General features: G+C 72.4%; 20 protein-coding genes. 8 read left to right on the plus strand and 12 right to left on the minus strand.

All coding sequences use genetic code 11. The features are described 5' to 3' along the window. Positions 1-157: 157 nt before the first annotated feature. A complete protein-coding gene (gene tyrS / locus ACK99Q_RS15420; protein WP_410187007.1) occupies positions 158-1,414 on the minus strand; it encodes a tyrosine--tRNA ligase in 1,257 nt (418 codons plus the stop codon). A gap of 50 nt (positions 1,415-1,464) precedes the next feature. Between tyrS and ACK99Q_RS15425 the strand changes: the two genes are divergently transcribed. Then, complete coding sequence (locus ACK99Q_RS15425; protein WP_410187008.1) at positions 1,465-2,685, plus strand: hypothetical protein; 1,221 nt, start codon at positions 1,465-1,467, stop codon at positions 2,683-2,685. Here ACK99Q_RS15425 and ACK99Q_RS15430 read toward each other — a convergent pair. After that, positions 2,675-3,055, minus strand: coding sequence for a universal stress protein (locus tag ACK99Q_RS15430; protein WP_179425258.1), 381 nt, complete (start codon positions 3,053-3,055; stop codon positions 2,675-2,677). The two genes, ACK99Q_RS15425 and ACK99Q_RS15430, sit on opposite strands and share 11 nt — an antisense overlap. 64 nt (positions 3,056-3,119) lie before the next feature. On the opposite strand from ACK99Q_RS15430, the gene ACK99Q_RS15435 reads away from it, so the two are divergent. The 3 genes from ACK99Q_RS15435 to ACK99Q_RS15445 all read left to right on the plus strand — a co-directional run bounded on the left by ACK99Q_RS15435 (position 3,120) and on the right by ACK99Q_RS15445 (position 6,270). Next, on the plus strand, positions 3,120-3,779 hold the full coding sequence (locus tag ACK99Q_RS15435; protein ID WP_410187009.1) for a DsbA family protein: 660 nt from the start codon (positions 3,120-3,122) through the stop codon (positions 3,777-3,779). Positions 3,780-3,904: 125 nt separating this feature from the next. Further along, entirely contained in the window at positions 3,905-5,011 is a 1,107-nt protein-coding gene (locus tag ACK99Q_RS15440) for an acyltransferase (protein ID WP_410187010.1), read from the plus strand. A gap of 68 nt (positions 5,012-5,079) precedes the next feature. Further along, positions 5,080-6,270, plus strand: coding sequence for an SGNH/GDSL hydrolase family protein (locus ACK99Q_RS15445; RefSeq protein WP_410187011.1), 1,191 nt, complete (start codon positions 5,080-5,082; stop codon positions 6,268-6,270). 13 nt (positions 6,271-6,283) lie between these two features. Here ACK99Q_RS15445 and ACK99Q_RS15450 read toward each other — a convergent pair whose 3' ends face one another. Further along, positions 6,284-6,832, minus strand: coding sequence for a DNA-3-methyladenine glycosylase (locus tag ACK99Q_RS15450; protein ID WP_410187012.1), 549 nt, complete (start codon positions 6,830-6,832; stop codon positions 6,284-6,286). 79 nt (positions 6,833-6,911) lie between these two features. On the opposite strand from ACK99Q_RS15450, the gene ACK99Q_RS15455 reads away from it, so the two are divergent. Continuing rightward, positions 6,912-8,192 (plus strand): SGNH/GDSL hydrolase family protein, encoded by a 1,281-nt coding sequence (locus ACK99Q_RS15455; RefSeq protein WP_410187013.1) that lies wholly within the window; start codon positions 6,912-6,914, stop codon positions 8,190-8,192. A 3-nt stretch (positions 8,193-8,195) separates the two neighbouring features. On the opposite strand, the gene ACK99Q_RS15460 is transcribed toward ACK99Q_RS15455, so the two are convergent. Genes ACK99Q_RS15460 through ACK99Q_RS15475 form a run of 4 tightly spaced genes read right to left on the minus strand, consistent with a single transcriptional unit; the run spans position 8,196 to position 11,658 of the window. Continuing rightward, complete coding sequence (locus tag ACK99Q_RS15460; RefSeq protein ID WP_410187014.1) at positions 8,196-8,603, minus strand: universal stress protein; 408 nt, start codon at positions 8,601-8,603, stop codon at positions 8,196-8,198. Between the two features lie 12 nt (positions 8,604-8,615). After that, entirely contained in the window at positions 8,616-10,145 is a 1,530-nt protein-coding gene (locus ACK99Q_RS15465) for a tripartite tricarboxylate transporter permease (protein WP_410187015.1), read from the minus strand. Beyond that, positions 10,145-10,654, minus strand: coding sequence for a tripartite tricarboxylate transporter TctB family protein (locus ACK99Q_RS15470; protein ID WP_410187016.1), 510 nt, complete (start codon positions 10,652-10,654; stop codon positions 10,145-10,147). The genes ACK99Q_RS15465 and ACK99Q_RS15470 overlap by 1 nt, the downstream gene beginning before the upstream one ends. After that, on the minus strand, positions 10,651-11,658 hold the full coding sequence (locus ACK99Q_RS15475) for a Bug family tripartite tricarboxylate transporter substrate binding protein (RefSeq protein ID WP_410187017.1): 1,008 nt from the start codon (positions 11,656-11,658) through the stop codon (positions 10,651-10,653). Before ACK99Q_RS15475 ends, ACK99Q_RS15470 begins: the two co-directional genes overlap by 4 nt. A gap of 93 nt (positions 11,659-11,751) precedes the next feature. Here ACK99Q_RS15475 and ACK99Q_RS15480 point away from each other — a divergent pair, with 93 nt between their 5' ends. Genes ACK99Q_RS15480 through ACK99Q_RS15490 form a run of 3 tightly spaced genes read left to right on the plus strand, consistent with a single transcriptional unit; the run spans position 11,752 to position 15,016 of the window. Then, entirely contained in the window at positions 11,752-13,353 is a 1,602-nt protein-coding gene (locus tag ACK99Q_RS15480; RefSeq protein WP_410187018.1) for an ATP-binding protein, read from the plus strand. After that, positions 13,350-14,012 carry a response regulator gene (locus ACK99Q_RS15485; protein WP_410187019.1) on the plus strand — a complete coding sequence of 221 codons (663 nt, stop codon included), beginning with the start codon at positions 13,350-13,352 and terminating at the stop codon, positions 14,010-14,012. Before ACK99Q_RS15480 ends, ACK99Q_RS15485 begins: the two co-directional genes overlap by 4 nt. A gap of 47 nt (positions 14,013-14,059) precedes the next feature. Beyond that, positions 14,060-15,016, plus strand: coding sequence for a DUF2804 domain-containing protein (locus ACK99Q_RS15490; RefSeq protein WP_410187020.1), 957 nt, complete (start codon positions 14,060-14,062; stop codon positions 15,014-15,016). Positions 15,017-15,019: 3 nt separating this feature from the next. On the opposite strand, the gene argH is transcribed toward ACK99Q_RS15490, so the two are convergent. The 5 genes from argH to argB form a co-directional block, all read right to left on the minus strand. Further along, positions 15,020-16,471 carry an argininosuccinate lyase gene (argH, locus tag ACK99Q_RS15495; protein ID WP_410187021.1) on the minus strand — a complete coding sequence of 484 codons (1,452 nt, stop codon included), beginning with the start codon at positions 16,469-16,471 and terminating at the stop codon, positions 15,020-15,022. Next, positions 16,464-16,973 (minus strand): arginine repressor, encoded by a 510-nt coding sequence (locus tag ACK99Q_RS15500; protein ID WP_410187022.1) that lies wholly within the window; start codon positions 16,971-16,973, stop codon positions 16,464-16,466. The genes argH and ACK99Q_RS15500 overlap by 8 nt, the downstream gene beginning before the upstream one ends. Beyond that, positions 16,970-17,893: an ornithine carbamoyltransferase gene (gene argF, locus ACK99Q_RS15505; RefSeq protein ID WP_410187023.1), complete on the minus strand. Its 924-nt coding sequence runs from the start codon at positions 17,891-17,893 to the stop codon at positions 16,970-16,972. Before argF ends, ACK99Q_RS15500 begins: the two co-directional genes overlap by 4 nt. Positions 17,894-17,969: 76 nt before the next feature. After that, on the minus strand, positions 17,970-19,184 hold the full coding sequence (locus tag ACK99Q_RS15510; protein ID WP_410187024.1) for an acetylornithine transaminase: 1,215 nt from the start codon (positions 19,182-19,184) through the stop codon (positions 17,970-17,972). After that, a complete protein-coding gene (gene argB / locus ACK99Q_RS15515) occupies positions 19,181-20,143 on the minus strand; it encodes an acetylglutamate kinase (RefSeq protein ID WP_410187025.1) in 963 nt (320 codons plus the stop codon). The genes ACK99Q_RS15510 and argB overlap by 4 nt, the downstream gene beginning before the upstream one ends. Between the last annotated feature and the right edge of the window lie 2 nt (positions 20,144-20,145).

Consider the following 20,145-nt stretch of genomic DNA (forward strand, 5'->3'; position numbering starts at 1 on the left):
TCCCCATCAGGGCTCCTGGCGTTAACCGCTTCGGTCTGCGCTCCGCTGCCCCGCCGTGCGGAGCAACAAGAAGAACATTACACACACGTTTCCCGTGGGTGCAAACCGGGGGGTGGGTGTGCCGGGTCACACCTGCAATCCCAGTCTTTTCGGGCGGTCACACGACCTGGACCCCCGAAACCGACCGCTTGCCCTTGCGCAGCACGACCCACGAGCCGTGGAGCAGGTGCTCGGCACCGAGCTCCAGCTCGGGATCGTCGACCCGCTGGTTGTTCACGTAGGCGCCGCCGTCACCGATGGCGCGACGAGCCGCGGACTTGGAGTCGGCCAGGCCCGACGAGATCAGCGCGTCCACCAGCGGGGTGCCCGACGGCACCTCGACGGCTCCCGCCTCACGCAGGGCGGCCGCGAGCGTGGACTCGGGCAGGTCTCCCAGCTCGCCCCGTCCGAAGAGAGCGCCCGAGGCGAGCTCGGCGGCGCGGGTCTCGTCCTCGCCGTGCACGAGTGTCGTGAGCTCGGCCGCGAGCCGGCGCTGCGCGGCGCGGGCGCCGGGGCGCTCCGCGTGCTCCGCCATGAGCGCGTCGATCTCCTCGACGGGCAGGAACGTGAACTGCTTGAGGTACTCCCCCACCTTGGAGTCCTCGGCCTGGATCCAGGACTGGTAGAAGGCGTACGGGCTCATCAGCTCGGGATCGAGCCAGATCGTGCCGCTCTCCGTCTTGCCGAACTTCGTGCCGTCGGCCTTGGTGATGAGCGGCGTCGACAGGGCGTGCACCTTGGCGCCCTCCGCACGGCGGATCAGCTCGACGCCGCCGGTGAGGTTGCCCCACTGGTCGCTGCCACCGGTCTGGAGCACCGCACCGTGGCGGCGGAACAGCTCGAGGTAGTCCATCGACTGCAGCAGCACGTAGCTGAACTCGGTGTAGCTGATCCCCGACTCGAGCCGGCTCGCCACGACGTCGCGGGCGAGCATCCGGTTCACCGGGAAGTGCTTGCCGATGTCGCGCAGGAAGTCGAGCACCGACATCGGCTGGGTCCAGTCGAGGTTGTTGACGACCGTGGCGCCGTGGTCGCCCCCGAACTCGACGAAGCGCGACACCTGGCCACGGATCCGCTCGACCCAGTCGGCGACGGTCTCCTTGGAGTTCATGATCCGCTCCCCCGACTCCTTCGGGTCGCCGATGAGGCCGGTGGAGCCGCCGACGAGGATCAGCGGGCGGTTGCCGGCGAGCTGGAGGCGTCGGGCGGTGAGGAGCTGGAGCAGGTTGCCAACGTGCAGGCTCGGCGCGGTGGGATCGAAGCCCACGTAGTAGGTGATCGGGCCCGCGTCGATCTCGGCCCGGAGGGCGTCGAGGTCGGTCGAGTGCGCGATGAGGCCGCGCGCCTGCAGGTCGTCGATCACGTGTGTAGTCACGCGCTCAAGGCTATCGGCGCGGAACGCCGGGGCCTCACTAGGCTTCGGGCGTGAACACCCCTGCCGAGACGCACGAGGTCGGCATCGTGGCCTTCCGCGCGGACGGCTCGACCATCGACGCGCGCGACCTCCTGGACTACCTGGACTCCGTGCGGATCGCCGGCGGCGTGATCGACGGGGCCCGTCTAGGCCAGCCGGAGGTGCACACGGTTCGCCTGGCGCTCGACGCGGACGAGCTCGTCCTGCGCAGCGACGACCTGCCGCCGAGCTTGCCCTGGCAGGGACTGGTCCGCTCACTCGTGCACCGGTTCGACACCGTGGCCCTGGTCGATGACGGCGTGGTGGACCGCGACGGTCGGCACTACACCGGTGGCGACCTCCCGGAGGAGCTGGACGAGCTCATGGACACGATCCTGGATGCCGAGACCCACTCCCTGCCCCTCACGCTCGTCCACGTGCTGCGCACCGATCCCGACCTCGACGGGGAGGCCCAGTCGATCGCGAACCGCGGCGACGGCATCGTGGAGGTCGCCGAGGTCGACGGGTTCACGCTGATCCACGACACCCTCAGCACGGATCCCGGAATCGTCGTGGACGTGGCGCTGCGCTCGCAGCTCCCCGCCGTGTCCTTCAGTCGGGAGGGCGACGCCCGAGGCGCCGTCGTCGGGGTTCGGCACCACGGCCGAACCGTGGTGTGCCACGTCGACTCCGGCGTCCCGGCCGAGCTGACGGCGGGGCTGAGCGATCCGGCCACGCGGGATCTGCTCCGGGGCGAGGTGACCGTGTGGTTCCCCTCGCGCCGCCGGCGACTCGACGACGCCCTCGTGGCGCGGCTGAAGGCTGCCGGGACGGGTGAGACGGCGTTCGTCGCCGACGTCGCCGACGCCATCGGCGTCCCGCTCGTTGCGGCGGACTGGCTCGAGGGTGGCGCAGCGCCGGCATCCGTGACGGTCGTCGGGCCCCTCTCGAAGCGCGAGATGCTGGCGCGCGGGCTGCGAGGCGCCGCGGGCGACCTGCGCACCGAGCTCTCGCGGGAGGAGATCACGAAGGGGCCGCTCGGCGGCCTTCGCCGGTTCCTGATCGAACACCCCGGTGCCTGCTTGATCTACGGACTGACGGAGCTCGCGCTGGCGGTCGTGTTCCTCACCGTCGCCGCGGGCTGGGGCCTGTGGGCGCCGGTGCGCTGGATCCTGGTGATCTACTTCGCGGTCGACGGGCTGTTCAGCCTCGGGGTGGCCGCCGTGTCGTGGCGGGGTCGCCTCAGGGCTTGACGGCGATGACAGGCATCGGGGCGTCGAGCAGGATCATCTGGGTGACGCGGCCCATGAGCATCTTGCCGACGGGCGTGCGCTTGCGGATGCCGATGACGAGGCGCTCGGCGCCGGCGTCGACGGCCTCGTCGATCACGACGTCGGAGACCGAGAGGGACGCCGCGCGGCGGACCTCGTAGTCGATGCCCTCGAGGTCGAACCGCTCGGTGAACTCCGAGAGGTCGATCTCCTCGGGCTCGTCGAACTCGGGGTCGATCTCGCTGACCGTGATGATGACGAGCTTCTCGTCGTTGGCCTCGGCCTTGGCTGCGGCCCAGCGGACCGCGGCGCGCCCGTAGTCGTCGGGTCGGTAGGCGACGGCGATGGTCATGGTCCGAGCGTATCGCGCACCTGCGTCGGGAATGCCGCGACGGCTCCGCGGCGTTGGGACCGACGTGAACGACAACGCTGCACGCCCCGTCAAGGTCGACATCTGGTCCGACATCGCCTGCCCTTGGTGCTTCATCGGCAAGCGCCGCTTCGAGTCCGCCCTGCAGGACTGGGACGGCGAGGTCGAGGTCGAGTTCCACAGCTTCGAGCTGGCCCCGGACACGCCGGTCGACTTCGAGGGCAGCGAGGTCGACTTCCTCGCGCACCACAAGGGCATGGACGCCCGCCAGGTCGAGCAGATGCTCACGCAGATGACCGCGCTGGCCGCCGACGAGGGCCTGTCGTACGACTTCGAGGCCCTGCGCCACACCAAGACGCTGCTCGCGCACCAGGCGCTGCACTTCGCCAAGGAGCACGGCAAGCAGGTCGAGCTGAAGGAGCGCCTCCTGTCGGCGTACTTCGAGCAGGGCCGCCACGTGGGCCGCATCGACGAGCTCGTCACCCTGGGCGCCGAAGTGGGGCTGGACGCCGAGTCGCTGCGTGAGGCGCTCGAGTCCGGCCGCCATGCCGACGACGTCGAGGCGGACATCGCCCAGGCGCGGGCCTACGGCATCTCGGGCGTTCCGTTCTTCGTCTTCGACGGCCGCCTCGGCGTGTCGGGCGCGCAGGCCCCCGAGACGTTCCGCCAGGTGCTCGACCGCGCCGTCGCGGAGGCGTCGGCATGACCGGACCCTTCGAGATCGTGGGTGACGACGAGGCGCCCGTCTGCGTCGACGGCGTCTGCGAGATCCCGCAGGCGACCGACGGGGCGCCCGAGGAGCAGGCGGAGCCCGGCCTCTAAGGTGCCGCCATGAGCACCACGGCCACGAGAGTCGCGCGCCGGTACGAGCTGGACCACCTGCGGGTGCTGGCGACCTTCGCGGTCATCCTGCTGCACACCGGGGCCATCGTCGTGGTGGTGTGGCGCGACTCGGCGCCCGAGCTGGTCTCGGCCTTCAACGTCGGCAACCTCGCCGACTCGCTCGGCCGCTTCGCGGTCAACTGCTTCTTCATGACGTCGGGCGCGCTGCTGCTCGACCCCGTCCGGCGCTTCGTGCTGCGGCCGCAGTTCCTGCGCGTCGCGCTGCCCACGCTGACGTGGATCGTGATCTACGGCATCGCGAACGCGCTACTGCGCGAGGACGGGGTGCGCGGCGTCAACGGCAGCCTCACCGACCCCGGCGAGCTGGGCTTCACGGGCCTCGTGCGGGCGCTCCTGGGCGGCCCGGCCGCCTACCACCTGTGGTTCGTCTACGTCCTGCTCGGGATCTACCTCACGGTGCCGCTGCTGCGGGCCCTGACGGACCGTCCCGAGCCTCAACGCCGTCAGCTGCTGACGTGGTTCCTCGTGCTGTGGCTCATCGCCGATCTGCTGCCGCGATGGGGCGCCTGGTTCCTGGGCGACCGCTTCCCCGCGCTGTACCCCTCGCCGTTCGCGGCCCTGCCCACGGGCTACGTCGGCCTGTTCGTCCTGGGCTTCGTGATCAGCCACTACCGCGACCGTCTGCGGGTGCCGTACCTCGCGTGGCTCGCCCTCGCGGTGGCCGGCTTCGTGTGGACGTTCGTCGCCGTGTGGCAGGCGGCCAGCCACGGCGAACCCGACGTGTTCGCCGCCTACGACAACCTCAAGCCGCCGGTGCTCATGTACTCGATCGGCATGTTCGCCCTCTTCGCCACGCGCAGCTGGGGCCCCGGACCCGCCTGGCCGACCGTGCGCCGGCTCTCCGAGCTGAGCTTTCGCATCTACCTCGTGCACGCCCTCGTGCTGCACACGCTGCGGATGACGACCGACCTCGGTCCCCTCGTCGAGGAGCGCCCGATCGTGGGACTCCCGGTCATCTACGTGGCCACCGTCGTGATCTCGGTGGGCGTCTCCTGGGCGCTCGACCTCGTGAAGCCGTTGCGCCGCTGGATCTGACGGAAGTCGGTGGTAGCGTCGCGGACGTCGCGTGACCCAGGTCACATTTAGTCCTCGAGGAGTCCCCCGTGAAGTCCTTCCGTCGTGCGTCGGCCGTCGCCGCGTCCCTCGCCCTCCTGGCCGGCCTGGCCACCGCACTGCCCGCCTCGGCCGGCGAGCGGTCCCATCCGTGGCACCACCCGACCTCCGGCGAGAAGTACGTCGCGATGGGCGACTCATTCGTCGCCGGCCCGGGCATTCCCGAGCAGGTGCCGGGCGGCTGCGCCCGCAGCGACCACAACTTCCCCAGCCTCGTCGCCGCCGAGATCGGCGCGAAGAGCTTCACCGACGTGAGCTGCAGCTCGGCCACGACGGCGCACTACTGGAACCCGCAGACGACGCCCGCAGGCGACGTGCCGCCGCAGCTCGACGCGCTCACCCGCGACACCACGCTCGTGACGATCGGCACGATGGGCGGCAACGACGTGGGGCTGGTCGGACTGGCCCAGACGTGCCTGATCCAGGGCTGCAGCACCCTCCCCACGCAGCCGTACCACGACGCGATCGACGGCCTCGCCGACACCTATCGGCGCGTCATCGCCGACGTCCGCAAGCGCTCGCCGAAGGCCCAGATCGTCGCCGTCGGCTACGGCACCTACGTGCCGACCGAGACGTGCCCCGCGCTCTTCCGCGCGACCAACGCCGACCTCGCGTACCTCCAGTCGATGATCGACCGACTCAGCGACACGATCGGCCGCGTGGCGAAGGAGCAGCGCGTCGCGTTCGTCGACATGCGCGACATCGAGGGCTGGCAGGAGCACTCGGCCTGCGCCCCTCCGGCCGACCAGTGGATCCGCGGCCTCGAGGCCTACGGCGACGGCGCTCCGCTGCACCCGTCGACCGCCGGCATGGCCCAGATGGCCGACCAGGCCCTCGAGACGATCGAGCCGCTCGTGGCGGGTCGTCACGACTCGCTGCGCCGCATCGGACGCGCGGCCGGCACCCTGCGGCTGCACGCCGTCTGCCAGGGTCCGGCGCGCAAGGCGCGGGTGACCCTGCGGGTGACCGGCGGTCAGGGCCTCGCCACGTCCACCACGTTCGGCGTGGGGAGCCGCGTGGTCGGCACCGACTCCCGCGCGCCGTTCGCGATCACGCGGTCGGCGGCGTCGCTGCGCGGCCACGCGTACCGTGGCCCGGTCCGCGCCCAGGTGACCCTGCGGCACGGCAGCGTCGTCCGCACGGCCGACCTGGCCACCAGCACGCCGAAGTGCCTGCGCTGAGCTGAGCCGCGGGTCAGGCCCGGGGGTGCCGGCGATAGGCCGACACCGTCGGGTCTCCCGCGACCCAGAAGCGCCACGGCGCGTCGGCGTTGAGCCGGACGCCCACGCGGGGGCCGGCGACGATCTCGGGAACCTCGACCCGCTCCCCCAGCGACACCGGCTCGGGATCGAGCAGGTCGGTGCCGAGGTCGGCGCTGGTGATCCCGAGCGCCTTCGTGAGGTTGCCGGGGCCGCGCGCGAGCGCGACGTCGGCCACGGGACCGCGGCGCTCTCGGGCCAGCTCGATCCCCTCGACGACCTCGGCGGCGCGAATGAGCACGGCGGCCGCCTTCTCGGTGGGTCCCGTGACGACATTGGCCGCGTGGTGGCCGTGGATCCGGTACACGTAGAGCCGCCACGGCGGGCCGTACATGATCTCCGAGCGCGGGGTGCGGACGAACGCGTGCGAGGCGGGGTCCTCGATGCCGCCGTAGGCCTCGACCTCGGTGATCCGCGCGACCACGCCGTGCCCGTGCAGCAGGCGGCCCAGCAGGTCGCGGGCACGGAGCGTGACGTCGGTCATGGCGGCCGGATCCCTCTCTCGCTTGAGTCGTCCCCTTGATAACTTGAGCAACAGTGGCGCAACTCGGGGAGGAGCCGTCGTGACCACCCTGCGTCATCGTATGCTCGCGCGCGCCTCCGCTCTCGCCGTGGCCGCCGGCCTGGCCGCGCCCGCCCCCGCAGTGGCGTCCGACTCCCCTGCCGACCGTGCGCTGCACTACGTGGCGCTCGGCGACTCCTACGTCGCCGGACCCGGCATCGCCGATCAGGTGAACGCCGCCTGCGGACGCAGCGACCGCAGTCTCGCCCGGCTGATCGCGAGCGCGCTCGGGGCCGAGACGCTCATCGACGCCAGCTGCAGCGCCGCGACCACCCAGCACCTCTGGTCGCCGCAGCACACGAACGAGACCGTCCAGCCCCCGCAGCTGGACTCACTCGAGCCCACGACGACGCTCGTGACGCTCGGGACCATCGGCGGCAACGACGTCGACGTCGCGGCCCTCGCGGCGACCTGCATCCTGGAGGGCTGCGGCGACGTGTCGCTCGAGCCCTACGCGGACGCGATCGACGCACTCGAGCCGATCTACCGCGACCTCGTCGCCGAGGTGCGACGCCGGTCGCCGGAGGCCACGATCGTGGCGGTCGGCTACGGGACCCCGTTCCCCGCAGCGGCCTGCGCGTCCTTCGGGGTCGCCACCGACTCCGACCTGCACCGCCTGCAGTCCGTGGTGAATCGGCTCAGCGACACCCTGGCCCGGGTGGCTGCCACCGAAGGCGTGGCCTTCGTGGAGATGCGCGACCTCGCCGGATGGGCCGAGCACTCGGCCTGCGCCGACCCGGCCGAGCAGTGGATCCGCGGCCTGGAGTCGCACGACGACGGCTTCCCGCTGCACCCCTCGGCGTTGGGCATGAGCGCGATGGCGGGACACGTCGTGCAGACCGTGGAGCCGCTGCTGACCGTGACGACACCGCCGGTGGAGCGACCGGCCGAGCTGCCCGACGCGCCGCTGCCGGCCCCGACCACGCCGACGCCCTCGCCTTCCCCTCCGGCCCCCGTCGAGGCCGCGCCGACGTCCGCGCAGCGTCTCGCCACCGCCGCGCGCAGCCTGCGGGTGCGCGCCACCTGCGCCGGGCCGCGCTCGAAGCGCCGCGCCACGCTGAGACTCTCGGGCGGACATGGCCTGGTGCGCGGGGTGACCTTCCGGCTGGGACGCGGCACCGTCGGACGCGACACCCGCGCACCGTTCGCGGTGACGCGCTCGGTCGCCGCCCTGAAGCGCCCCGCGTTCCGGGGCGCCGTGCGCGCCCGGGTCGTCCTGCGCCACGGCTCGACCTCACGCGTCGTCACCGTGAGCGCCGCACGCCCGCGCTGCCTGAGGTGACGGTCAGACCGCGTCGGACTCCTCGTCCGGCTTGACCGCGAGCACGGGGCACGGAGCGTCGAGGATCACCCGCTGGGCGACGCTTCCCATCAGCGCCTTGCCCACCGGACTGCGGTGCCGGACGCCGACCACGACGAGACTGGCGTTCGACTCGGTCGCCGCCCGGACGACGCTCTCGGCGACGTCGCGCACGACCTCCTGGCGCACCTCGGCTTGCAGCCCGAGCGTCGCGAGACGGACGCGCACCTGCGTGATCTCGTCCTCGTGCGCGAACCGCGTGTCCACGAGCGAGTCGCCGCGGGTGTCGTTGATCACGAGCAGTCCCTCGCTGCGCAGCGTCGCCTCGGCGGCGCCGTGGGCGAGTGCGGCTCGTCCGTACTGGTCGGGGCTGTAGGCCACCACGATCGTCATGTCGTCGTCCTCTCAGATGTCGTCGCGGTCGGTGACCGCCGCGCGGTCGAGCATGCGGTCGATCTCGTCGGTGTCGTGCCCGCGCCGCCGCCACGCCACGACGCCCATGATCACGGCGATCGCGGCCATCAGGACGTAGACCAGGACGGCCACCGGCTCGCTCCACAGGGTGCTCAGGTCGCCCTGCGAGATGGCCAGGGCGGTGGTCAGCTGCTCCTCCAGACGCGGCCCGAGGATCACGCCGATGATGAGCGGCAGCACCGGGAGCCCGAAGCGTCGCATCGCGAAGCCGAGCAGGCCCAGCACCAGCAGGATGCCGAGGTCGAAGGCCTGGAAGTTCACGCTGTACGCCCCGAGGGCGGCGAAGAACAGGATGCCGGCGTAGAGGTACGGCCGCGGGATCTGCAGCAGCTTCGCCCAGATCGGCGCCATCGGCAGGTTCAGCACGAGCAGCAGGATGTTCGCGATGAAGAGGCTGGCCAGCAGGGCCCACACGAGCTCGGGCTCGGCGTCCATCAGCTGCGGGCCGGGCTGGATGCCATAGCTCTGGATCGCCAGCAGCATGACCGCGGCGGTGGCGGTGGTGGGCAGGCCGATCGCCAGCAGCGGCACGAGGGTGCCCGCGGCGGAGGCGTTGTTCGCAGCCTCCGGTCCGGCGACGCCCTCGATGGCGCCGTGGCCGAACTCCTCGGGGTGCTTCGTCAGGCGACGCTCGGTGATGTACGACAGGAACGTCGGGACCTCGGCACCGCCGGCGGGCAGCGCGCCGAACGGGAAGCCGTACGCCGTGCCGCGCAGCCACGGCTTCCACGAGCGGCCCCAGTCGGCGCGGCTCATCCAGGGCTGCCCGACCGGGATGATCTCGAGCGGGCGGCGACGCAGGTGGGCCGCGACCCACAGCGCCTCGCCGATCGCGAAGATCGCGACCGCGACCACCACGACGTCGATGCCGTCGGCGAGCTCGGGCCGGCCGAACGTGAGCCGTGCCTGGCCCGTCTGCGAGCCGACCAGCGCGATCGTCAGGCCGAGGAACAGCGAGGTGAACCCGCGCAGCTTCGACGAGCCCAGCACGGCCGTGACCGTGAAGAGGGCGAACAGCATGATCGCGAAGTACGAGGGGGCACCGAGCTTGACCACGACGTCGGCGATGCTCGGCATCAGGACGACGAGCAGGATCGAGCCGATCGTGCCGGCGACGAACGAGCCGATCGCCGCGGTGGCGAGGGCCTGCGCCGCTCGTCCCCGCTTGGCCATCTTGTTGCCCTCGAGCGCGGTGACGACCGATGAGGACTCGCCGGGGGTGTTCAGCAGGATCGACGTCGTCGAGCCGCCGTACATGCCGCCGTAGTAGATGCCGGCGAACATGATGAGCGCGCCGGCGGGGTCGACGTTGTAGGTGATCGGCAGAAGCAGCGCCACCGTCATGGCCGGGCCGATGCCCGGCAGCACGCCGACGGCCGTGCCCAGCAGCACGCCGATCACGGCGTACAGCAGGTTCTCGGGGGTCAGGGCGTTCGCGAAGCCCTCCAGCAGCAGGTCCATCAGAGCACTCCGTCCAGCACGCCCGCGGGGATCGGGATGCCCAGGCCGACGTAGAAGCCGTACCAGGTCAGCAGGGCCAGGGCGATGCCCACGCCGACGTCGAGCAGCAGCCGGCGGCTGCCGAGGATGCGCGCCGAGGCGGCGAAGAGGAAGGCGCCCATGATCGCCCAGCCGAGCCAGTTGATCAGCGCCACGACGACGACGATCACCGCGACCAGCTGCAGCAGCGTGGTCCAGTCGAGGCCGCCGGACAGATCGACGTCCTCGCCCTCCTCGGGCTGGGCGACGTCACCGCGCCACGTGGCGACGGCCATCAGGACGCCCAGGACGACGAGCACGCTGCCGATCGCGTACGAGAACGCGTAGGGCTGGACGGGCTGGTCCGCGAAGCCGGCGTCGAGCCCGGAGGCGTCGACGAGGACGACGATGCCGACGACGGTGACGAAGGCCGCGAGCCCGTACTGGGCCCGGTCCACCGAGCGTGCCGGTGGGTGCGTGGTGGTGGTCATGCGAGTCCCAGCTCCTCGAGGGTCGAGGCGACGCGGTCGTTCTGCTCCTCCAGGAAGGTGCCGAACTCGTCGCCCGTGGCGAAGTCGTCGATCCAGCCGTTGCGCTCGAGGGCCTCCTGCCACTCGGGCGTCTCGTGCATGGCGGTCAGCAGCTCGATGTACTCGGCGCGGGTCTCCTCGGAGATGCCCGGCGGCGCGAGCACGCCGCGCCAGTTGATGAAGCTGAAGTCGATGCCCTCCTCCTTGAGGGTGGGCGCGTCGACGGTATCGAGCGGCTCCTCGCCGGAGACGGCGAGCACGCGCAGGGAGCCGTCCTCGATCTGGCCCTCGAACTCGCCGAGGCCGGACATGCCGACCTCGATCTTGGAGCCGAGGAGCGCCGTCGTGAGCGGTCCGCCGCCGTCGTACGTGATGTAGTTGACGTCCTTCGCGTCGATGCCGAGCTCGTCCGCGAGCTGCATCGGGAAGAGGTGGTCGGGTCCGCCCGGGGACGAGCCGCCGCCGATCGTGACGCTGCCGGGGTCCTTCTTCCAGGCGTCGGCGAAGTCCTTGACCGTGCGGAACGGCGAGTCCTTCGGCACGAGGATGCCCTCGGGCTCGGACACCAGCTGCGCGATCGGCGTGGCCTTGTCGACGGTGGCGTCGGAGCCGTTCGTGAAGACAGACCCGACGACGCCGAGCCCCATGGTCATCAGCAGGTCGTCGGCGCCGCGCTCGTTCATGAGGCGCTGCATCGCGACGGTGCCGCCGGCGCCGATGACGTTGGTGACCTCGAAGCGTCCGGTGAGCTCGTTCTCCTCCATCGCCCGCACGCCGGCGCGACCCGTGAGGTCGTAGCCGCCACCCGGGCTGTTCGGGATCATCATGCGCAGGCGCCGGTTGGACGCGTCCTCGTCGTCGGCTCGCGTGACCCCGCAGCCGGCGAGCATCGCCAGCACCAGCGTCGCCACGAGGCCCACGCCCAGCGCGCGGCCACGGCGGCCGTTCGTTCCCCACCTGATCATCGGTCCTCCTCGTCGTGCTCCACCCCGATCATGCGGGCCCTCGTGGCGTGGGTCACGATTGCGGAACCAAAGGAGGTTCTGGTCATTGTGGTCATGCGGAACGTGACGCCCGGCGGGCGCCGGCTGACGCTCGCCGGACAGGTGCTGCTGCTGCAGCTGGCGGTCGTCGCCGCCGTGCTGCTCGTGGTGGCGGTGATCTCGTTCCGGCAGAGCACGGCGGCCTTTACCGACGAGCGCGGCAGCGCCATGCGGTCGGTCGCGGAGTACCTCGCGGGGGGCGAGGTCGTCCGCACCGCGATCGACGAGCCCTCCGCGACCCGGACGCTCGCGCCGTTCGTCGAGCGGGCCGTCGCGCTCTCGGGCGCCACCGACGTGCTGGTGACCGACCCCGACGGCACCGTGATCGCCGCGGCCGAGCCGTCGGAGGTGGGCACCACGCTCGACCTCGGCGAGAGCCGCGTGCGCGAGGGGCGCGGTTGGAGCGGCGACGTCGAGCACGACGGCCGGACCTACGTCACCGCGCACGCGCCCGTGATCGCGGACGACGGCACGCTCGTCGGCATCGCGGTCGCCGAGCAGGCCTATCCCTCGTGGTGGGACCGGATCGTGGACTCCTCCACCGACCTCGCGCCCTACCTCGGACTCGGGGCGCTGCTGGGCGGACTGGGGACCTGGGCCGTCTCGCGGCTGCTGAAGCGTCGCACCCGGGGTCTCGCCGGCGACGAGATCGCGACGCTGGCCGACCACCGCTACGCCCTCCTCCACAGCATCCGCGAGGGCGTCGTCGCGGTGGACAACTCCGGCGTCGTGACCGTGATGAACGACGCGGCCCGACGGCTGCTCGGCGTCACGGGCGACCCCGTCGGGCAGCCGATCGACGCGCTGGGGCTCGACGTCGAGCTGACCGAGGTGATCGCGGGCGACGCCGAGACCCGCGACGCGGTCGTGCTGACCGGAGACCGCGTGCTGGTGGTCAACCGCCGAGCGGCCTCCAGCAAGGGCCTGGGCATCGGCGGCGTCACGACGATGCGCGACCGCACCGACGTCGTCGAGGTCGAGCAGCAGCTCAGCTCGAACCTCTCGATCACCGACGCGCTGCGCGCCCAGACGCACGAGTTCGCGAACCGCCTCCACACGATCTCGGGGCTCGTCGAGCTGGGCGAGTACGACGAGCTGGCGAGCCTGCTGGGCACGCTGACGCGCGAGCGCGCCGTGCTGGACGCGAGCCTGCGCGATGCCGTGCGCGACCCGGCCGTGGCGGCGCTGCTCGCCGCCAAGGTCAGCCAGGCGGCCGAGGCCGGCCTGACGCTGAGGATCGACGCGTCCTCCCACGTGCCCGCACTGGAGGCGGACCTGGCCGCCGACCTCACCACGGTGCTGGGCAACCTGGTCGACAACGCCGTGGACGCCTGTCGCGGGGGCGCCGGGCACGAGGTGACCGTCCGGCTGGCTGAGGTCGATGGCACGATCGAGGTCGTGGTGAGCGACGACGGACCCGGCGTGCCGGACGAGATCGCCGGGTCGATCTTCTCGCGCGGCTTCTCGACGAAGCCCGAGGTCCTCGGCGGCCGCGGCATCGGGCTCCCGCTCGTGCGCCTCATCGCCACGCGACGCGGCGGCTCCGCCACCCTCGACCCCGGCGGGCCGGGCGCCACGTTCCGGGTGGGTCTCCCGCTCGCGGACGGTGTCGCATGATCCGCGTGCTCGTCGTCGACGACGACTTCATGGTGGCGCGGATCCACCAGCGGTTCGTGGAGCGCACGGACGGATTCGCGGTCGCCGGGACCGCCGGCACGGGGGCGGAAGCACTGAGGGCGGTGGCCGAGCTCGAGCCCGACCTCGTCCTGCTCGACGTCCACCTGCCCGACATGGACGGCATCGAGGTGCTGCGGGCGCTGCGCGCCTCGGGGCACGAGGTGGGGGTCATCATGGTCACGGCCGAGCGCGACGCCGACGTCGTGCGCGCGGCGCTGCTGGGCGGCGCGCAGCAGTACCTCGTGAAGCCGTTCGAGTACCCCGAGCTGGCCGATCGTCTGCGCGCCGTCGCGAAGTCGATCCGGTCCCTGCACACCGAGTCCGAGCCCGACCAGTCCGCGATCGACCGCGCGTTCGGCGGCGGACCGGCCGGCGCGGCCCCGCTGGCGAAGGGGCTGAGCGCCGAGACGGCAGCGTCGGTGCTCGCGGCGCTGGAGGGTGCGGGCGAGGTGTCGGCGGCCGAGGCGGCCGAGCTCGTGGGCCTCTCCCGGGTCAGCGCGCGGCGCTACCTCGAGCACTTCGTCGGCACCGGCCGCGCCACCGTCAGGCTCCGCTACGGCACCGCCGGACGCCCCGAGCGGCGCTACCTCCTCGACTGACCGGAGCCCCGCCCTCGGCCCCGCGCGGTGCCCCTAGGCTTCGGGGCATGTCCGAGATCGCCGAGCCCGTCGACCTCGCCGTCGGCCGCCGCCTCAACCCCGAGGCCGTCGGCTGGACGCGACGCCCGCTGCACCGCACCGCCCTGCCGTGGACCGGCCGGGCGAAGCGCTGGGAGTACTGGGGCATCGTCACCCGCCGGTTCGTGCTGGGCCTGACGATCGCCGACCTCGACTACGCGAATCTCACGCAGGTCTACGCCTACGACCGGCTGCGTCGGCACGAGGTCAGCCTCGACACGACGAGGCTCGGGCCGCTGCGCCCGGGCCTGTCCGACGACCTGCCGCCGATGACCGTGTCGAGCGGGCCGCTGACCTTCGCCGACCACGGCCGCGGCACGCGCATCAGCGTGCAGCACGAGCGCGTCACCGTCGCGCTCGAGGCCGAGGGCGGCGACGACGCGCTCGGGGTGGTCGTGCCGTGGAGCCCGCGCCGGTTCCAGTACACGCTGAAGGACCCCGCGCGACCGCTGAGCGGCACGATCGAGGTCGACGGCGAGCGCGAGGCCGTCGTGGCCGGGTGGGGCGTCCTCGACCGCGGCCGCGGCGTCTGGCCCTACCGGATGACCTGGAACTGGGGCGCCGGCAGCGGCGACGTGGGCGGCCGGCGCATCGGCCTGCAGCTCGGCGGAAAGTGGACCGACGGAACCGGCCAGACGGAGAACGGCCTGTTCGTCGATGGCCGCCTGCACCACTGGATCGACGACCTCCAGTGGTCGTACGACCTCGACGACCCTGCCGCGCCGTGGACCGTCACCGGACCCGACGTCGAGGCCACCCTGACGCCCTTCCACCGCCGCGTCGCGAAGACGCAGCTGGGCGTCATCGCGTCGCGCACCCACCAGGCCTTCGGCCGCTGGTCGGGCTGGGCCCGCGGCGGCAAGGGCGTCGAGCACCGGCTCGACGGTCTCGTCGGCTGGGCTGAGGAGGCCCGCAACCGCTGGTGACCGTCAGAGCCGCGAGCGGAGCTCCGCGAGCTGCTCGGTGACGCGGGCCTGGGCAGTGCCGCCGCGGCCGTCGCGCGAGGCGATCGAGCCGGCGAGCGTCAGCACCTCGCGCACTCCCCCGGGCTCGGACGCGCCGGCCAGGTGCGGCGAGATCTGCGCGAAGTCGTCGTCGCTGAGGTCCCACAGCTCGATGCCGCGCTCCTCGCACGCCCGGACGCACGCGCCCGAGAGCTCGTGCGCGACACGGAACGGCACGCCCTCGCGGACGAGCCACTCGGCCACGTCGGTGGCCAGCGCGAAGCCCTGCGGCGCGAGCTCGGCCATCCGGGTGGTGTTGAACTCGAGCGTGGCGACCATGCCGGTGAACGCCGGCAGCAGGACCTCGAGGGTGTCGATCGAGTCGAAGACCGGCTCCTTGTCCTCCTGCAGGTCGCGGTTGTAGGCCAGCGGCAGCGCCTTGAGCGTGGCCAGCAGGCCGGACACGTTGCCGATCAGGCGGCCGGCCTTGCCGCGCGCGAGCTCGGCGATGTCGGGGTTCTTCTTCTGCGGCATGATGCTCGACCCGGTGGAGTACCCGTCGTGCAGCGTGACGAAGTCGAACTCCTTCGTGTTCCACAGGATGATCTCCTCGGCGAGCCGGGAGACGTCGACGCCGATCTGCGCCGCGACGAAGGCGAACTCGGCGACGAAGTCGCGCGCCGCCGTGCCGTCGATCGAGTTCGCGGCCGAGCCGGTGAAGCCGAGGTCGGCCGCGACCGCCTCGGGGTCGAGGCCCAGCGACGAGCCCGCGAGCGCCCCCGAGCCGTAGGGCGACTCGGAGCCGACACGGGCGTCCCACTCGCGCAGCCGGTCGAGGTCGCGCACGAGCGGCCACGCGTGGGCCAGCAGGTGGTGCGAGAGCAGCACGGGCTGGGCGTGCTGGAGGTGCGTGCGACCGGGCATCGGCGCACCGAGGTGGCGCTCGGCCTGTCCCGCGATGGCCTCGACGAGCTCGCGCACGAGCGAGGCGACCTGGCGCGCGTGGTCGCGCAGGTAGGCGCGGAAGAGCGTGGCGACCTGGTCGTTGCGTGAGCGTCCGGCGCGCAGGCGGCCGCCGAGGTCGGCGCCGAGACGCTCCATCAGACCCCGCTCGAGGGCGGAGTGGACGTCCTCGTCGCCCGGCTCGGGGCGGAAGGCGCCCGAGCGCACGTCACCGTCGAGCGACGCGATGCCGTCCATCATGGCCGCGAGGTCGTCGTCGGTCAGCAGGCCAGCGGCGTGCAGCACGCGGGCGTGGGCGCGCGAACCGGCCAGGTCGTAGGGCGCGAGCCGCCAGTCGAAGTGCGTCGATCGCGAGAGCTCGGTCAGCTCGGGCGACGGGCCGGACGCGAAGCGCCCGCCCCAGAGCCGCGAGTCGGCGGCCTCGACGTCGGTGGAGCCGGGCACGGCGGGCGTGAGGTCGGAGGAGTCAGTCATCGGTGGGCACCTTACGGGCGAGGGAGGTGAGGTGGGCGGCGAGGGCCTCGCCGCCGGCCGGGTCGCGCGCGATCAGCATGACCGTGTCGTCGCCGGCGATCGTGCCGAGCGTCTCGCTCATCTGCACGTGGTCGATCGCGGAGGCCAGGAACTGGGCCGCACCGGGCGGCGTGCGCAGCACCACGAGGTTCGCGGACGACTGCGCCGAGACGAGCAGCTCGCGCAGCAGGCGCTGGAGCCGGACCTGCGCGGCGGACGAGTCGGAGGCGGCCCGCGCGCTGCGGTCGCCGCCTTCGGCCGGGACCGCGTAGACGAGGCTGCCGTCGCCCTGGCGGACGCGGACGGCGTCGAGCTCGTCGAGGTCGCGCGACACCGTGGACGCGGTCGCCGTGACCCCGCGCTCGCGGAGCAGGTCGACGAGCTCGCCCTGCGACCGCACGTCGCACGTCCCGAGCAGGTCGACGATGAGCGCCTGGCGGGACGCCTTGGTGCCGGGGATCATGACCGTTCCAGCAGCCAGGTCAGGATCGCCTTCTGGGCGTGGACGCGGTTCTCGGCCTCGTCCCACACCACGGACTGCGGTCCGTCGATCACGTCGGCGGCGATCTCGAGCCCGCGGTACGCGGGGAGGCAGTGCAGCACGATCGCGTCGGGGTCGGCCTTGGCCATGAGGTCGGCGGTGACCGAGTAGTCGCCGAACAGCGCGACGCGCTCGGCCTTCTCGTCCTCCTGGCCCATCGAGACCCACGTGTCGGTGATGACCACGTCCGCCCCGGCCACGGCGGCGGCCGGGTCGGCGGTGACGGCGACGGAGCCGCCCGTGCCGGCGGCGATCCGCTCGGCGTCGGCGACGATCGCGGGATCGGGCTGGAAGCCCTCGGGTGCGCCGATGCGGACGTGCATGCCCGCCGTGGCGCCACCGAGGAGGTACGAGTGACCCATGTTGTTGGCTCCGTCGCCCACGTACGCGACGGTCAGCCCGGCCAGCGCGCCCTTGTGCTCGATCACCGTGAGCCAGTCCGCGAGGATCTGGCAGGGGTGGAAGTCGTCCGAGAGCGCGTTCACCACCGGGACCCCGGCGTGCTCGGCCATCTGCTCGAGGCCGTCCTGGGCATAGGTGCGCCAGACGACCGCGCTGGCCATCCGGCCGAAGACGCGCGCCGTGTCGGCGATCGGCTCGCCGCGACCCACCTGCGTCACCCCGGTGTCCATGACGACGGGGTTGCCGCCGAGGTCGGCGATGCCCACCGCGAACGACACCCGCGTGCGGGTGGACGACTTGTCGAACAGCACGACCACCGACTGCGGTCCCGCCAGCGGGCGGCGCGAGTACGGCTCGGCCTTGAGCTCGGCGGCGAGCGCCAGCACCTCGGCCTGCTCCCCCGGAGCCAGGTCGTCGTCCCGCAGGAAGTGCCGCGTCATGGTCCCACCTCCGTGGAAAGTGCAGGGTACGTCGGCGGCACCATGCCCGTGCCGATGCTCGCTCGCTGGCGCTCGCTCATGCCAGCACCTCGTCGAGGATCGCGCCGAGGGTGGAGACGGCGTGCGCGGCCTCGTCCTCGGTCAGCACGAGCGGGGGCGCGAGGCGCAGCCGGTCGGGCGTGGGCGCGTTGAGGATGAGGCCGGCGTCGAGCGCGGCCTTCTGGACGTCGGCAGCGCGCGGCTCGCTCAGCACGACGCCGCGCAGCAGACCGCGACCCGTGACGCCCTCGACCCGCGCGTGGCGCGTGAGGCCATCGGCGAGCTGGTCGCCCCGCGCCTGCGTGGCCGCGAGCAGGCCCTGCGACTCGATCGTGGAGATCACGGCCAGGCCGGCGGCGGTCGCGACGGGGTTGCCGCCGAACGTGGTGCCGTGGTTGCCCGGGCCCAGCAACGTGGCGGCCTCGCCGAGCGCGACGCAGGCGCCGATCGGGATGCCGCCGCCGAGACCCTTGGCGAACGTCACCAGGTCGGCCGTGACGCCCGACGGCGTGTGCCCGAACCAGTCGCCGGTGCGACCGATGCCGGTCTGGACCTCGTCGAGCCACAGCAGCGCCCCGTGGTCGGTGGTGATCCGGCGGGCGGCCGCAAGGTAGTCCTCGGGCGGGACGACGACGCCGGCCTCGCCCTGGATGGGCTCGAGGATCACGGCGGCCACGGTCTCGTCGACGGCCGCGGACAGCGCCTCGGCGTCGCCGTACGGCACCCAGCGGACGTCGCCGGGCAGCGGCTCAAACGGCTCGCGATACGCGGCCTTCGAGGTGAGCGCGAGGGCACCCATCGAGCGGCCGTGGAACGAGCCCTCGGCGGCGACGATCGTCGTGCGCCCCGTGCGGCGCGTGGCCTTGAACGCGGCCTCGTTGGCCTCGGTGCCCGAGTTCGCGAAGAAGACGCGGCCGTCCGATCCCAGCAGCTCGAGCAGCTTCTCGGCGAGCTCGATCTGCGGGGCGGAGGCGAAGAAGTTGCTGATGTGCCCGAGCGTCTGCAGCTGCTGCGTGACGGCCTCGAGGATCGCCGGGTGCCCGTGACCCAGCGCGTTGACGGCGATGCCGCCGAGCAGGTCGAGGTAGCGGTTGCCGTCGGCGTCCCACACGTGGGATCCCTCGCCGCGCACCAGCACGCGCTGCGGGTCGCCGAACGTGTTCATCACCGCACCGCGGTAGCGCTCGGTCCACTCGGCGCCGCCGAGCCGGGGCTCGCGGCCGTGGATCACGACTCCTTCGGGAAGACTCACGACTTCTCCTTCGCGCTCGTCTTGTACATGGCGGTGCGGATCTTGGTCTGTGCGCCGGCGAGCACCTGGGTGCCGACGCCCTCGTCGGTGAAGATCTCCAGCAGCACGGCGTGCTCCTCGCGACCGTCGACCACGGTGGCGCGCTTGACGCCGCCGCGGACGGCGTTGAGGCACGCGGTCATCTTGGGGATCATCCCGCTGGCCAGCTCGGGCAGGATCGCCTCGAGTGACTCGGGGCTGATCTCGCCGATGACGTCGCTGCTGTTCGGCCAGTCGGCGTAGAGGCCCTCGACGTCGGTGAGCACGAGCAGCTTCTCGGCACCGAGCGCGACGGCCAGCGCCGAGGCGGCCGTGTCGGCGTTGACGTTGAGCACCTGGCCGTCGACGTCGGGCGCGACGGTGGAGACCACGGGGATGCGGCCGGCGTCGATGAGGTCGATGACGGCCTCGGGGCGCACCCCGACGACCTCGCCCACGAGGCCGACGTCGACCGGCTCGCCGTCGACGATCGGCTGCGTGCGCCGGGCGCGGAACAGGCCGCCGTCCTCACCGGACAGGCCCACGGCGAGGTCGCCGTGCTGGTTGAGCAGCCCGACCAGCTCGGGGCCGACCTGGCCCTTGAGCACCATGCGGACGACCTCGACGGACTCGGGCGTCGTGACCCGCAGACCGCCGCGGAACTCCGACTCGATCTGCATGCGGTCGAGCATCGCGCTGATCTGCGGCCCGCCGCCGTGCACGACCACCGGCTTGAAGCCGGCCAGGCGCAGGAAGACGATGTCCTCCGCGAACGCGCGCTTGAGGCGCTCGTCGGTCATGGCGTTGCCGCCGTACTTCACCACGACGATCTTGCCGTGGTAGGCCTTCAGCCACGGCAGGGCGTGCGCCAGCGTGGCCGCCTTCGTGGTGGCGGCCGCCCAGTCCTCGGGCGCCCACTGCTTCAGTTCGTTGTCACTCATCG

The organism is Aeromicrobium sp. MLTX1 (assembly GCF_046452335.1).
Taxonomy (GTDB): domain Bacteria; phylum Actinomycetota; class Actinomycetes; order Propionibacteriales; family Nocardioidaceae; genus Aeromicrobium.